Below are 14,439 nucleotides of genomic sequence, written 5' to 3' on the forward strand. Positions count from 1 at the left end.
AGGCTCTTGCTGCGTCTGATGCTGGAAGTCTGGGTTGCTCAGGCGCGAGTTCTCAATCCCGCCGCCGCGTGAAATCCGGATTGTTCACGGTCGACTTTCTAGATTCGGTAGTCCTCTGAAGCCGCCGAGCTATCTGGGCTAAAAGCAAGCCGGCCGCGTCTCGACAATCCAATAGGGCGAACGCGTGCGTATCAATCCTGGTTCAGAAAAGCCAGCCTCACGAAAGAGTCGAGCGAACTCCTTCGATGTTCGCTCCTTCGCGCCCGGAAACAGCATCATCATGTGCATATCGGTGAAATAGTCCATTCGATTCGACTGACTGGGTGCCGCGTCGAGAACCCGTTCGATGACCAAGAGACGGCCGCCTTTGTTCATTGCGGCGTGACAATTTGCGAGAATCTTCAGGCAGCGTTCGTCATTCCAGTCGTGCAGAATTTGCGAGAGCATGTAGATATCGCCGCCGGCCGGAAGGCTGTCGAAGAAACTGCCCGGGTGAATGGTGCAACGTTGCGCAAGGGGTCCAAGAATCGAGTTTGCAGCCAGCACCACGGGCTCTTGATCCAACAACACTCCGCGAACTCCGGAGTTGGCCGCCAATATGGCTGCCAGAAGCGCGCCGTTTCCGCCACCGACATCCACAACCGATGCGGCGCCGGAGAAATCATAGGCTTCAACAACTGCCGCGTGTCTGTCATCGGGGCTGTTTTGCATGTGGCTGTCGAATAGTTTGGCCTGTGCCGGTTGAGTCTTCAGATAGTCGAAGTACGGCATTCCAAAAATGGACTCGAAAGGAGCCTTACCGCTGCGGACAGCATGTTCCAGGTTGCCCCATACCGTCCAGGTGCTTGGCATCATCCAATACCGGATAGCGTGGTGGAGCGTCGGATGGGTATCTTTTCGAAGCCAACGTGATTTCTGAGAATTGCCGACATACCCTTCAGAATCCACTGTGAAGATCCCGAAAGCGGCCAAGGCCCTACAGAGACGCAGGAGCATTTCCGGTTCGGCTCCGCACTCGCTAGCCAACTCATGTGCATGCCGCGGCCTGTCGTTGATCCGGTCAGCCAATTCGAGCATCACCGCCACCTCGAGCATTTTCGAAGTCTGGAAAGACCGGGCAAGGATCGCCATTTCGGCAAATTCCTCCGATGCACCATGTACCGTCGGCATTGCTCACCTCGCTGCTAAGCATACTGTGGCCCGCTCCCCGGTGTCGGTCGCCGGGATTCAACATGCCACACAATGCCAGTGAAGTCTCCGTTGGGCGCCGAGATTGTCACCTCAACTGCCTCGCTCGTGCCGACGGTTGCCATTTAGTCGCTCAGATGATTGGTTGCCACAATGCGGCGATGGAGTGTTTTCGCCGGGCCATGATTTCGGAACAAACCTTCGCTGGACGCCAGCAAAACCTGAACTTCGCAAATAAACTCTCTCGCACATTCGCCCTTCACATGGAGGCCTTGGACAAGCACAGAGGCAAAGGGCAGCAGAAAGTACGGGTCGAACACGTGACGGTGAACGCTGGCGGACAAGCCATAGTCGGAAGTGTCCAGGGTGGAGGGGGTGTCTCACAGAAATCAGAGGATCAAGCCCATGCAGAACTTTCCCATGCACCAGAGCAAGAGGTGCGGAGCGGACTCGAGGCGGAGCGGGAAGCCGTGCCGCAAGCGTCGATACCAAGCCGGCATTCAAGGGCGCCTGGAGGCGGGGCGTCGCTGCCTCGTGTTGGCCGGTGGCTTCTTCGAATGGCGCAAAGCAGGTGTGGCCGACGAGCAGCCCTTCGCCTTCGCGGTGCTGAACTTGGCGTGCCCGAGGGCCTGTGTTCGAAAATGCTATGCCGCTTTGGCGAACTCCGCCGGTGCAGACGGGGGACCAACATACCGAGGTTGTGATTTTTCGCGTGTTTGATCTGTCATTTCCGCGTTTTTCCGGCGCCTTAAGTCGAGCGCCTTATCATGCGCCTTCCATAAGCTCAGTGCCCCGTTCATCACAAGCGGCACGGCGTCCTGGTTGTAACGAAGGACGAGCCGGGCTTTATAGATTCGATCATTTAGCGAGCGTTTCTTGATGCCCAGTTGGTTGGCAAGCTCGGACAACTCTGTATTCCTCACCCCTCGCCTGCCCGGCTCTGGATGCCGTATTGCATAGGCCATAGCCTGTTGCCCAATGGGATCGTTGCGGCGGCGGGCGATTGACCTCGGCATTTGGCGGGCTGCGGTCTTCTTGGCGATGGCGGCATCATCGCCAGGGCGGTCACTCTGAGGCGTATCGCTAGGAGAAGATGATGACTCATTTGCAGGCTCAGGGACGGCGCCGGCCGGCGCTCCTGATACACGGGCCGTGATTGCGAACTTGATCACATTGAGGGTATCGGCTTCAGCAGGTACACTGTTCTGATTAAGTGCGTACCGGGTACGCTGCATCAGCAGTTTGCCGGCTTTATCATCCCTTTGGGGACTTGGGGCCCGATGTACCGAGCACGCTTTCCAGCCTAAGAACAGCAAACTGACGAGCACTATTAGAACGGATGCGGCTCCAAACAGGATGGGCATTGATGATCTCCCTCTACCGGCCGCCCGCGCCTTAATCCTATAAGGATCAGGGTTAATGATCAGTAAATCCTTCTCTTGAACCCGCTGCTCCGGGATCGCACCATGCCGCTTTCGAACCGCACGTAGCTCCGCGCCTCAAATGAAAATGACTGCTCTTGGTCGCCAATTGGCTGCCACAATGGCCGGGAGCGGAGCAACTGATAAGAGTAGACTCGAGTTAGGTAACAAGCTCAGCAAGTTGTGGCGCACCCGATACCTGAGTAAGCGTAGCATACTTTCGCAATGGCGGGCTGGCGCCGCCAATTTGCTCGGCGCATATTCGTCATGCCTCCATGACGCTACCCTCTTTGCCATCGCCCTGAGCCTCGCGGCTTCCGCCACTGCGGAGACTGCCGTGCCATGGAGGGTGGTCGGCCCCGCCAAACGTAGCTGAAACTAGGACGGAGCCAGGTCGCACTGGCCAATAATATCGAAATCACCTGGAAATTCAATTAGATAGCATGAGTAGATGGCGGAGAGGGAGGGATTCGAACCCCCGATACAGTTGCCCGTATGCCGCATTTCGAGTGCGGTGCTTTCAACCGCTCAGCCACCTCTCCGCAAGATCATGAGGCGCGCCTTTGGGCGGCGCGGGGTAGATAGCGAATGAAACCCCTTCGGGCAACCCCGGCCAGAAAGATGAGGCATTTTTCCGCGTCGGCGGCTGCGGCGCCCTGCCGGACGGGGTGGACTTCCCTGCTCGGGCCCAACCGCTTCTTGAGAACAGTCGGTTGAAATCATTGGATAATTGCACGCTTCCCGCCGCCTGGCTGGGCAAATTTCGCGATTTTCCCTGTATCTTCCCTGTATTTCTGGGATCGACGGGGCGCCGCCGCCCCCGAATCTACGGATTTCTTGACATTATATGTGCCTCTCGTTAGAACCGCGCCGACTTGCGGGAGCGAAAGCTGACCCCGCAATTTTAATATCGCTGCCTCAGGCTCAAACGATCTGACCGAAGTCCGCCTTCTTTTCGCAAGGCGGCGCCGATGGGCGCGGGAAAAGGAACAGTCATGTACGCAGTCATCAAGACCGGCGGCAAGCAGTATCGCGTTGCGGCCGAAGACAAGATCCAGATCGAAAAGCTCGCCGGAGAAGCCGGCGACATCGTCGAATTCACCGATGTGCTGATGGTCGCCAATGATGGCAGTGTCGATGTCGGCGCTCCCTTCGTCGCCGGCGCCACCGTCGCCGCCGAGATCATCGGGCAAGTGCGCGGCCCCAAGGTCATCATCTTCAAGAAGCACCGCCGCAAGCATTTCCGCCGCAAGAACGGCCATCGCCAGGACCTGACCTCGGTCCGGATCACCGAGATCCTGACCGGCGGCGCCAAGCCCGATAAGAAGGCGGCGGCGAAGAAAGCGGAAGCCAAGCCCGCCAAGGCGGAAGCGGCACCTCTCGCTGCCCCCGTGGGCGAGGCGAAGGTCGATGATCTCGCTCTCATCGGCGGCGTCGGCCCGAAGATCCTGAAAGTCCTGAACGACCTGGGCTACACGACCTATGCCCAGATCGCCAATCTGAGCGCGGATGAGATCGAGAAGATCGAGGCCGAGATCAAGATGCCGGGCCGCATCGCGCGCGAGGAATGGTCCGCGCAGGCCAAGGAACTCGCGGCCGGCAAGCCGCCCCGCGCCAAGGTCGACAAGGAAGCCAAGGCCGAGAAGGCCAAGGCGCCTAAGAAGAGCAAGGAATAAGGAGAACCCCTCATGGCACACAAGAAAGCAGGCGGTTCATCCCGCAACGGGCGCGACACGGCAGGCCGCCGTCTCGGCGTCAAGCATTTCGGCGGCGAGGCCGTCATCCCGGGCAACATCATCGTGCGCCAGCGCGGCACGAAATGGCATCCGGGCACGGGCGTCGGCATCGGCCGCGACCACACGATCTTCGCTACTGTCGCCGGCACGGTCACCTTCCGCGCCAGCAAGAACAACAAGCAAGTCGTGTCGGTAACGCCGCCGAAAGCCGCGGAATAATACCGGTGGTTTCAATCGTTCCACCGGGCTCATCGATCCGGTGCGAATGAGGAATGTTTCAGCAAACGGGGAGATGGGCAGACCATCTCCCCGTTTTGTTTGGAGCAGACCCATGGACAAGAACACGCTCATCACCGACCGCCTCATCTTGCGACCCGTGGCCGCGCGCGACGCCGAGGCCCTGACGGCGCTCGCCGACAACTACAAGGTCGCCGTGATGCTGTCGCGCCTGCCCTATCCTTACAAGATCGAGCATGCGCGCGATTTCATAAGCTGGGTGAATGCCAGGCAGGATGACGAAGGGATCTTCGGCCTGTACCTCAAGCCTGGGGAGATCTTCATCGGCGTATGCAGCTATGAGCTGCGCGGCGAAGAGGAGCCCGAGCTCGGCTATTGGCTGGGCGAACCCTATTGGGGCAAGGGCTATATGAGCGAGGCGGTCAAGGCCGTCGTCGCTCATGCCTTCACGGTCAACAGGCACGCGAAGCTCACGTCCGGCTGCCGGTTGCAGAACCATGCGTCGCGCCGGATCCTCGAAAAGGCCGGCTTCGAGCATGTCGGCCGCTATGAGATCGACTCTCTGGTGTTGAAGGCGAAACTGCCGGGCCATCGTTTCCACCTCACGCGCGAGCATTGGCAGGGGCTCGCCGCATGAGGAGGGATGCGCGCGCAAAACAGGACGATAGAGCATCGGCCCGAAAAGTTCATGGCCGCCCTCGAGGTGGCCATCCTGTCTCTAATTTGGCGCGTGATCGGACGGAAAACCGGCGCCCACTTTTCCTGATCACGCGCTCTGCGGTTTTCGGACAAGCCGATGCGCAAAACGATGGAGCGCCGGGGCGCTCTATCGGATCAGAACACTTTCGCGATGTAGCTGTGCACCAGCGACTTGCGGCCGAGCCCGGCATTGTGCTTGGACGCGGCGAGCCGCAGGTTGCCGCCCGAGGACGCGATGGCGAGCGAAAGATGCTTGAGCCCCCAGCGCACATTGGTGCGCACGTCGGTGAGCCCCGAGCAATCGCCCTCGAAGCCCATGCCGCGCGCCGTCTGGCATTTGAGCTGATAGATGCCGATCTCGCCGGCGCGTCCGCGCGCATAAGGATTGTAGCCGGATTCGACATTGGCGATGCGCAGCGCGAACCAGGTCGGCACGCCATAGGACGGCGCCATCTCGCGGATGACCTGCGTGACCTCGATGTCGCGCTGGCCGTCGATGCGCAACTCCTCCTGCGCCAGCGACTTCGCCTTGCCGTCGCCGAGCTTTCGCACCACGCGCGGGCCGCTGCGCAGCGTCTTGGTCATCGACATCATATCGAAAGGCGACTTGGTTTCGGTTCCCTTCGGCTGGGCAAGAGTGATGGGCTTGCGCGCCTTGGTCTCGACCTGCTTCAGCGCGGCAACGGTGCGGGGCTTGCGCGTCTTGATCTCGAGCTGCTTCGGTACGGCGACCGTGACGGGCTTGCGCGTCTTGATCTCGAGCTGCTTCGGCGCCACGACGGTGACGGGCCGGTGCGTCTTGGTCTCGACCTGCTTCAGCGCGGCAACGGTGCTGAGCTTGCGCTTCCTGCCCGCGGCGACTTTGCGCGGCTTGAGGCTCGCCGCGGCCTTGCGTGGCTCGCTTGCCGCCTTGCGCACCTCGCTCACCGTTCCGGTCTTGGCCTTACGCGTTCTGACTTCCCCCACCCTATTGATTTTGCCTGGCTTTTTGGCAGCCATGGTCTTGAAGTATTTTTGCTTCGAGCTCAGACGCTCGGCATGCACACTGGGGTCTTCCGTTCTTTTGGCTTCAACCGGCGCAGAAAGAACGGTTCCGGCCAGGAGCGCAGCCGGAATCAGCGCGTAAACAGACTTCATTCAGGTGTCCCTCGTCGTTTTAGACATCCCCTCGCTGGTGTACTGTCCCTGTCACGACCAGCAGTGAAGCCTCTTAGAAGCCTAAGGGATGTGACGAAAATAAGATGCACTCGGAGCAATTTGCGGGCAGAAGTTTAAGGATATCATCCTAAAAAACGCAGAGAAATTAGGCAAAAATTATGAAGTTTCTGGATCAGGCGAAAATCTATGTGCGCTCCGGCGATGGCGGTGCCGGCAGTGTCAGCTTTCGCCGCGAGAAATTCATCGAGATGGGCGGACCCGACGGCGGCGACGGCGGACGCGGCGGCGACATCTGGATCGAAGCCGTCGACGGCCTCAACACGCTCATCGACTATCGCTATCAGCAGCATTTCAAGGCGCGAACCGGCGGCCATGGCATGGGCCGCGACCGCGCCGGCGCCAACTCGCCCGACATTGTTTTAAAAGTGCCCGCCGGCACCCAGGTCTTCGAAGAGGACAATGAGACGCTGATCGGCGACCTGGCCAAGATCGGCGACCGCATCCGCCTGGCGCGCGGCGGCAATGGCGGCTTCGGCAACGCCCATTTCAAGTCGTCGACCAACCGCGCCCCGCGCCGCGCCAATCCGGGCGAGTTGGGCGAGGAGCGCTGGCTGTGGCTGAGATTGAAGCTCATCGCCGATGCCGGGCTCTTGGGGCTGCCCAATGCCGGCAAATCGACCTTGCTCGCCGCCGTTTCGGCTGCGAAACCGAAGATCGCGGACTACCCCTTCACCACGCTCAACCCGCAGCTCGGCGTGGTGCAGGTCGGCGGATCGAGCTTCGTCCTCGCCGACATCCCGGGTCTCATCGAGGGCGCGCATGAGGGCCATGGCCTCGGCACCCGCTTCCTCGGCCATGTCGAGCGCTGCGCCGTGCTGCTCCATCTCATCGACGTCACCGGCGATGACCCGGCCGCGGCCTATCGCGTCATCCGCAAGGAGCTCAAATCCTATGGCGGCCATCTCGCCGAGAAGCCGGAAGTGATCGCCTTCAACAAGATCGATGCGATTTCCGAGGACGAGCTCGACCGCAAGCTCGCCGATTTCAAGCGCCGCATCAAGAAGACCCCGATAGCCATGTCGGGTGCCGCGGGCAAGAATGTCGATCAGGTGATGAAGAAGCTGCTCAAGGTCATCACCGACACGCGTCTCGCCGAGAAGAACGAGACCAGTCGCAACATCAAGGTCGAGACCTGGCAGCCGTGAGCGAAAGACTGAGCAAAGCCCGCCGCATCGTGGTGAAGATCGGCTCGGCCCTCCTTGTCGACGGCAAGACGGGGACACTGAAAGCCTCCTGGCTCGCCTCGCTGAGCGAGGATCTGGCCGACGCGCGCCGCCTGGGGCAAGAGATCATCATCGTGTCCTCGGGTGCCATCGCGCTGGGCCGCCGCAAGCTCAAGCTGGCGCCGGGCGCGATCAGGCTCGAGGAAAGCCAGGCCGCGGCCGCCGTCGGCCAGATCGCGCTCGCCCAGGCCTGGTCTGAAGCCTTGCGCAAGCACGACATCGTCGCCGCCCAGATCCTGGTGACGCTCAACGACACCGAGGAGCGCCGCCGCTATCTCAATGCCCGCTCGACCTTGGCGATGCTGCTCGCGCAAGGTGCCGTGCCGGTGATCAACGAGAACGACACGGTGGCGACGTCCGAGATCCGCTATGGCGACAATGACCGCCTCGCCGCGCGCGTCGCTTCCATGATGTCGGCCGACTGCCTGGTGCTGCTGTCGGATATCGATGGGCTTTACACGGCACCCCCCGGAATGCCCGGGGCGAAGATCATTCCCGAGATCAAGGAGATCACGCCCGAGATCGAGGCCATGGCGGGCAAGCCCGTCTCAGGGGTAGGCTCGGGCGGCATGATCACCAAGATCGAGGCCGGCAAGATCGCGCTCGCCGCCGGCTGCAACATGGTGATCGCTTCGGGCCACGGGCTCCATCCCTTCCGCCGGATCGCCGAGGGCGAGACCTGCACCTGGTTCCTGTCGGGCGCCAATCCTTTGCAGTCGCGCAAGCGCTGGATCGCCGGTACCCTGGTGCCGATGGGCCGCCTCCATATCGATGAGGGGGCCGCCCTCGCCTTGAGCCGGGGCAAGAGCCTGCTGCCGGCGGGGGTCAGGCGCATCGAAGGCAGCTTTGCCAGGGGCGATGCGGTGAGTATTGTAAGCGAGGCCGGGATCGAGATCGCCCGCGGCATCGTCGCCTATGACAAGGACGACGCGGCCCTGATCCTTGGCCGCAAGACGAGCGAGATCGAGAAGGCCTTGGGCTTCAGGGGACGCGACGAGATGGTGCATCGTGACGATCTGGTGATGACAGGTGGAGCGCGCGTATGAACAAGCTCGAGACCAAGGCCGACACGCGCCAGTCGCTGCTGGCGATGGGACAAGGCGCCCGGAAAGCCGCGGCAGCGCTGGCGCTGGCCTCAACCGCCGTCAAGAACGAGGCGCTTGTCCGGATGGCGGAAGCGATCCGCCGGGATCAGGCCCTCATCGCGCGCGAGAACGAAGCCGATCTTGCCGCCGCCAAATCCAAGGACCTCAAATCCTCCTTCATCGACCGCCTGACCCTGACGCCGGAACGGATCGCCATGATGGCGATGGGCCTCGACGAGATCGCCGGCCTGCCCGATCCCGTCGGCGACGTCACCGACCGCTGGACCAGACCCAACGGCCTCAAGATCGCCCGCGTGCGGGTGCCGATCGGCGTCATCGGCATCATCTATGAGAGCCGGCCCAATGTGACCGCCGATGCCGGGGCGCTCGCCATGAAATCCGGCAATGCCGCGATATTGCGCGGCGGCTCTGACGGCTTTCGCACTTCGGCCGCCATCGTCGCCGCCTTGCAGGAGGGCCTCGCGGCGGCGGGCCTGCCCAAGGAAGCGATCCAGATGGTGCCGACCCAGGACCGCGAAGCGGTCGGCTTCCTGCTCTCCGGGCTCGAAGGCACGCTCGATCTCATCGTGCCGCGCGGCGGCAAGAGCCTGGTGGCGCGCGTGCAGCAGGAGGCGCGCGTGCCGGTCTTCAGCCATCTCGAAGGCATCTGCCATGTCTATGTGCATGAGGCGGCGCGGCTCGACATGGCGCAAGCGATCGTCCTCAATGCCAAGATGCGGCGCACTGGCGTCTGCGGCGCCGCCGAGACCATCCTCATCGACAAGGCTTGTGCAGCTACTCATCTGAAGCCGCTCATCTCGACGCTCAGCGATGAGGGCTGCGAGATCAGGGGCTGTGCCGTGACGCAAGCGGCCGACGCGCGCGTCAAGCCCGCGAGCGAGACGGACTGGGGAACCGAATATCTCGACGCCATCGTCTCGATGAAGGTCGTCGACGGGCTCGACGCCGCCATGGCGCATATCGCCCACTACGGATCGCAGCATACCGACGCGATCGTCACTGAGGACACTCAGGCAGCGCGCCGCTTCCTCACGCAAGTCGACAGCGCCATCACCTTGCACAATGCCTCGACGCAATTCGCCGATGGCGGCGAGTTCGGCTTCGGCGCCGAGATCGGCATCGCCACCGGAAGATTGCATGCCAGGGGCCCGGTCGGGCTCGAGCAGTTGACCACCTTCAAATACCAGATTTCGGGGACAGGGCAGATCCGCCCGTGATCGTCCCGCCGCCCTTCGGTGAAGGCCAGCGCATCGGGCTGTTCGGCGGCTCGTTCAACCCGGCGCATGGCGGTCATCGCGCCGTCGCGCTCTATGCCCTGAAGCGGCTCGATCTCGATTGGATCTGGTGGCTGGTCTCGCCGCAAAACCCACTGAAGGAGGCCGATGGCTATCGCGACTATGACGAGCGCCTGAAAGTGGCGCGCCAGGTGGCGCGCCACCCGCGCTTCATCGTCACCGATCTCGAGCAGCAACTGGGCACGCGCACCACCGCCGCCACCTTGGCCGCCTTGGCGCCGGTCCTGCGCCGCGGCCGCTTCGTGTGGATCATGGGCGCCGACAGTTTCGCCCATCTGCACCACTGGAACGACTGGACCGACATCCCCGAGACGATCCCGCTGGCGATCCTGGCGCGGCCGGGCTTTTCCATGCGCGCGCTGGAGAGCCCGGCGGCCTTGCGCTATGAGGGCCGCAGGATTTCCAGCGAAAGGGCCCGGGAGCTGCCGGGCGCCACGCCGCCGGCCTGGTGCTTTATTCCTATGCCGTTGCGGGCCGAAAGTTCCACCGCCATCCGCGAACGCGCCCAGAAGGGCGGATTACGTCGCCGGAGATCCGTCATGACGGCGTCATGAGGTGGGTGCTTGAATAGAATCGTTCGCCACCCTATTCTCTAGGTGTCGTAGCCCAAAGGGTAACTGACGCAGTCCTTATGCAGAACTGCCCTATTAAAGAGGACATCCACACTGACAGCGCCAAGACAGAAGAACGGCGCGCCTAAGCGCGCCGTCGCGGTGAAGTCTGCGCCAAAGCGCAAGACGAAGAACCCTCTCCTCACCACCATTCTCAGCCAGCTCGAGGATGCCAAGGCCGAGAACATTGTCACCATCGATCTCAATGGCAAGGCCGTCATCGCCGATGAAATGATCGTCGCTTCCGGCCGCTCCAACCGTCATGTCGGCGCCATTGCCGACCAGCTGGTCGAAAGGCTCAAGCATGACGGGCGCCGGGATCTGAAGGTGGAAGGCCTGCCCAATGCCGATTGGGTGCTGGTCGATGCCGGCGACGTCATCGTCCACATCTTCCGGCCGGAAGTCAGGAGCTTCTACAATCTCGAAAAGCTCTGGTCCGATCACGCCCCGGACGAACGGGTTGCGGTCTAGCTCGGACTCGAGTGAAGCTTCATATCCTCGCCATTGGCCGGCTGAAGGCGGGCCCTGAATTGGCGTTGTTCGACGATTACCTGACGCGCGCCCGTGGCCTTGGACGCTCCTGCGGTGTGACCGACATCCAGAGTCGCGACTTCCCCGAATCGAAACTGCCGGATGCCAAAAGCCGCATGGCGGCGGAAGCCGTCCTCCTTGCCGGTGCAAGTCCCGATCCTTCTTTCCGCGTCGTCCTCGATGAGAGAGGCAAGGCGCTGTCGAGCGATGACTTCGCCCTCACTCTCAAGCGCCATCTCGACCAGGGCACGGGGGTGGTCACCTTTCTCATTGGCGGGCCCGACGGCCATGCGCTGCAGACGCGAAGTCAGGCCGGCCTGCTTCTCTCTTTCGGCCCCATGACCTGGCCCCACCGGCTGGCGCGGGCGATGCTCGCCGAACAGATTTACCGGGCGGTCACCATTTTGGTGAAACATCCCTATCATCGCGGCTGACCACAAGTAACTAGACCGTGATTCCATTAAGCCGTACTCAAGCCCCATTTTGGACATGGCCGCCCGATAGTTTGCCCCTCTATGTCGTTGCTCCTCCGTAATTCTCGTGCCGTTCTGGTGGCCGTGGCGGCCCTTGCTGCCGCAGCGCCTCTGGCCCTGGCGCAGACGGCGGATGATCTCAACACCATCGAGCAGCAGATCGACGCCTCCAAGACCTTGCAGGAGCAGATGGTCCAGGAGCGCGAGGCGATCGTGCGCGAGCAGGAGGCCTTGTCGGAGAGGCTCATCGCGCTTGCGGAAAAGATCCAGTCGCGCGAGGCGGCCATCCTCTCGGCCGAGGAAAGGCTGCAGGAGCTCAGCGCCGAGCAGCTCAGGATCCATTCGGGCCTGGCCGCGAGGCGCGAGGAGATTTCGCGGCTGCTGGCGGGCCTGCAGCGCATCGAGCGCAACCCGCCGCCGGCTCTGGTGGTCGACCCGACCGATGTCCTCTCGGCGCTCAGGAGCGCCATGATGTTCGGCACCATCGTGCCGGAGCTGCGCCAGGATGCGGCCGCCCTTTCGGCCCAGCTCGCCCGTCTCGAGACCCTTGCGACCCAGACCAAGAGCGAGCAGGAGCGGCTCAAGGACCATGTCGCCCGCCTCTTGCAGTCGCGCCAGGAAATGACCGACCTGCAGGCGCGCAAGAAATCGCTTCTCGCCGATACGACCGAGCGGCTCCAGGCGGAGAAGGAGCGCGCCCTGGAGCTCGCCGCCAAGGCACAGGATCTGAAGCAGCTCCTCGCCCAGCTGGAGGAGGAGCGCCGCAGGGCCGAGGCCGCCGAGAAGGCCAGGGCCGAGGCCGAGGCGAGGACGGCGGCCGAGCTCAAGGCCAAGGCGGAGGCCCAGGCGCGCATCGAAGCCGCCAAGAAGCTCCAGCCGCGCATGGCCTTCGCCGATATCAAGGGCCGGCTGCAATATCCGGCGCAAGGGCAGATTCTCAAGGCCTATGGGGCGAAGGACGGTTTCGGCGGCACGACCAGAGGGGTCTTCGTCGCCACCCGGGCCGATGCCCAGGTGGTGACCCCGGTCGACGGCCGGGTCGAGTTTTCCGGCCCCTTCCGTTCCTATGGCCAACTCTTGATCTTGAATACCGGCGGCGGCTATCATGTGCTCCTGGCAGGCTTGGGCGAAATCACGGCCGAGCAGGGACAATTTCTGCAAGCCGGAGAGCCTGTAGGGATAATGGGAAAAAGCGCCGCACCGGGGACGCTGACGGGTGACCAGCTGCAAGATGGCAGGCCCGTACTATATATTGAGTTCCGGAAGAACGGCGAAGCGATCGATTCGTCACCCTGGTGGATCGGCGGCTTCGCGCAAGCCCGAGGATGAGGCCTGATATGAAGATGCGTTCAATTGGTTTGGTTTTGGCCGGCGCGGTTTCGGCGACGGTGCTGTGGCAGGCCTTTGGCGGCGCCATCGCGGCGTCGAATTCCGACACCTACAAGCAGCTCAATCTGTTCGGCGACGTGTTCGATCGCGTCCGCTCCGACTATGTCGAGCCGCCGAATGAAGAGAAGATGATCGAAGCCGCGATCGACGGCATGCTGACCTCGCTCGATCCGCATTCGAGCTACATGAACGCCAAGCGTTTCCAGGAAATGCAGGTGCAGACCAAGGGCGAATTCGGCGGCCTCGGCATCGAGGTCACGATGGAGAACGGCCTGGTCAAGGTGGTGTCGCCGATCGACGATACGCCGGCCGCCCGCGCCGGTATCCTCGCCAACGACCTCATCATCAAGCTCGACGGCGCCGAAGTGCAGGGCCTGTCGCTCAATGAAGCGGTCGACAAGATGCGCGGCAAGGTCAATACCCCGATCACCTTGACCGTCATGCGCCAGGGCGCCAAGGAGCCGCTCGAATTCAAGCTGGTGCGCGACATCATCCGCGTGAAATCGGTCAAGTCCGAGGTCGAAGGTCCGCAGAAGGATGTCGGCTATATCCGCATCTCCTCCTTCACCGAGCAGACGCAGGAAGGCCTCGAGGCCGCCATCAACCAGCTCAGGAAGGATACCGGCGACAAGCTCAAGGGCTATGTCATCGATTTGCGCAACAACCCGGGCGGCCTGCTCGACCAGGCGATCTCGGTGTCGGACAGCTTCCTCGACAGGGGCGAGGTCGTCTCGACGCGCGGCCGCAATGCCGACGAGACGCAGCGCTTCAACGCCCAGAAGGGCGATTTCGCCGACGGCAAGCCGGTCGTCGTGCTGATCAATGGCGGATCGGCCTCGGCTTCCGAGATCGTCGCCGGCGCGCTGCAGGACCACAAGCGCGCCACCGTCATCGGCACGCGCTCCTTCGGCAAGGGTTCGGTGCAGACCATCATTCCGCTCGGCGCCCAGGGCGCGCTCAGGCTGACGACGGCGCGCTACTACACGCCGGCCGGCCGCTCCATTCAGGCCAAGGGCATCGATCCCGACACGATCATCGAGCAGGAACTGCCGCCCGAGCTTCTGGGCAAGGACACCTCCACCAAGGGCGAGGCGAGCCTCAAGGGCCATCTCACCAATGAGGGTGGCGGCGATGAAGGCGGCGGCTCTTCCGCCTATGTGCCGGACGACAAGACCAAGGATGTGCAGTTGAAGGCGGCGATCGACGTCCTGCATGGCGTCAAGGTGGCGAGCAACGCCAAGCCCAAGGAGGCCAAGCCTGATCAGCCGGCGAAAACTTCGGGCGACGAAACCAACGCCAACTGATCATCAGT

Annotated in this window: 14 protein-coding genes and 1 tRNA gene; 11 read left to right on the plus strand and 4 right to left on the minus strand. The window is 62.5% G+C overall.

Annotation, left to right across the window (positions count from 1 at the left end):
• Positions 1-138 precede the first annotated feature (138 nt).
• The 3 genes from DS839_RS10990 to DS839_RS11000 all read right to left on the minus strand — a co-directional run bounded on the left by DS839_RS10990 (position 139) and on the right by DS839_RS11000 (position 3,151).
• Positions 139-1,170 (minus strand): methyltransferase, encoded by a 1,032-nt coding sequence (locus DS839_RS10990; RefSeq protein ID WP_119270380.1) that lies wholly within the window; start codon positions 1,168-1,170, stop codon positions 139-141.
• A gap of 662 nt (positions 1,171-1,832) precedes the next feature.
• Entirely contained in the window at positions 1,833-2,552 is a 720-nt protein-coding gene (locus DS839_RS10995; protein WP_119270381.1) for a hypothetical protein, read from the minus strand.
• 509 nt (positions 2,553-3,061) lie between these two features.
• Positions 3,062-3,151: transfer RNA gene (locus DS839_RS11000), tRNA-Ser, on the minus strand.
• Positions 3,152-3,604: 453 nt separating this feature from the next.
• Between DS839_RS11000 and DS839_RS11005 the strand changes: the two genes are divergently transcribed.
• The 3 genes from DS839_RS11005 (at position 3,605) to DS839_RS11015 (ending at position 5,219) form a co-directional block, all read left to right on the plus strand.
• Positions 3,605-4,285, plus strand: coding sequence for a 50S ribosomal protein L21 (locus DS839_RS11005; protein ID WP_119270382.1), 681 nt, complete (start codon positions 3,605-3,607; stop codon positions 4,283-4,285).
• Between the two features lie 12 nt (positions 4,286-4,297).
• Positions 4,298-4,564, plus strand: a complete 267-nt coding sequence (gene rpmA / locus DS839_RS11010) for a 50S ribosomal protein L27 (RefSeq protein WP_119270383.1) — start codon at positions 4,298-4,300, stop codon at positions 4,562-4,564.
• Positions 4,565-4,676: 112 nt separating this feature from the next.
• Positions 4,677-5,219, plus strand: a complete 543-nt coding sequence (locus DS839_RS11015; RefSeq protein ID WP_162918448.1) for a GNAT family N-acetyltransferase — start codon at positions 4,677-4,679, stop codon at positions 5,217-5,219.
• A gap of 197 nt (positions 5,220-5,416) precedes the next feature.
• Here DS839_RS11015 and DS839_RS11020 read toward each other — a convergent pair whose 3' ends face one another.
• Positions 5,417-6,247, minus strand: coding sequence for a transglycosylase SLT domain-containing protein (locus tag DS839_RS11020; RefSeq protein ID WP_162918449.1), 831 nt, complete (start codon positions 6,245-6,247; stop codon positions 5,417-5,419).
• Positions 6,248-6,597: 350 nt separating this feature from the next.
• On the opposite strand from DS839_RS11020, the gene obgE reads away from it, so the two are divergent.
• The 8 genes from obgE to DS839_RS11060 all read left to right on the plus strand — a co-directional run bounded on the left by obgE (position 6,598) and on the right by DS839_RS11060 (position 14,431).
• The gene (gene obgE / locus DS839_RS11025; protein WP_119270386.1) at positions 6,598-7,644 is read left to right on the plus strand and encodes a GTPase ObgE; all 1,047 of its coding nucleotides are present in this window, start codon (positions 6,598-6,600) and stop codon (positions 7,642-7,644) included.
• On the plus strand, positions 7,632-8,768 hold the full coding sequence (gene proB / locus DS839_RS11030) for a glutamate 5-kinase (protein WP_438816515.1): 1,137 nt from the start codon (positions 7,632-7,634) through the stop codon (positions 8,766-8,768). The genes obgE and proB overlap by 13 nt, the downstream gene beginning before the upstream one ends.
• A complete protein-coding gene (locus DS839_RS11035) occupies positions 8,765-10,045 on the plus strand; it encodes a glutamate-5-semialdehyde dehydrogenase (RefSeq protein ID WP_119270388.1) in 1,281 nt (426 codons plus the stop codon). Before proB ends, DS839_RS11035 begins: the two co-directional genes overlap by 4 nt.
• Positions 10,042-10,677, plus strand: a complete 636-nt coding sequence (locus DS839_RS11040; RefSeq protein ID WP_119270389.1) for a nicotinate-nucleotide adenylyltransferase — start codon at positions 10,042-10,044, stop codon at positions 10,675-10,677. The genes DS839_RS11035 and DS839_RS11040 overlap by 4 nt, the downstream gene beginning before the upstream one ends.
• 159 nt (positions 10,678-10,836) lie before the next feature.
• Positions 10,837-11,205 (plus strand): ribosome silencing factor, encoded by a 369-nt coding sequence (gene rsfS / locus DS839_RS11045; protein WP_368911494.1) that lies wholly within the window; start codon positions 10,837-10,839, stop codon positions 11,203-11,205.
• An 11-nt stretch (positions 11,206-11,216) separates the two neighbouring features.
• Complete coding sequence (rlmH, locus tag DS839_RS11050) at positions 11,217-11,699, plus strand: 23S rRNA (pseudouridine(1915)-N(3))-methyltransferase RlmH (protein WP_119270391.1); 483 nt, start codon at positions 11,217-11,219, stop codon at positions 11,697-11,699.
• A 123-nt stretch (positions 11,700-11,822) separates the two neighbouring features.
• Positions 11,823-13,067 carry a murein hydrolase activator EnvC family protein gene (locus DS839_RS11055; protein WP_162918450.1) on the plus strand — a complete coding sequence of 415 codons (1,245 nt, stop codon included), beginning with the start codon at positions 11,823-11,825 and terminating at the stop codon, positions 13,065-13,067.
• A gap of 14 nt (positions 13,068-13,081) precedes the next feature.
• Complete coding sequence (locus DS839_RS11060; protein ID WP_119270790.1) at positions 13,082-14,431, plus strand: S41 family peptidase; 1,350 nt, start codon at positions 13,082-13,084, stop codon at positions 14,429-14,431.
• The last annotated feature ends 8 nt before the right edge of the window (positions 14,432-14,439 follow it).

The sequence above is a fragment of the Taklimakanibacter deserti genome, from assembly GCA_003574785.1.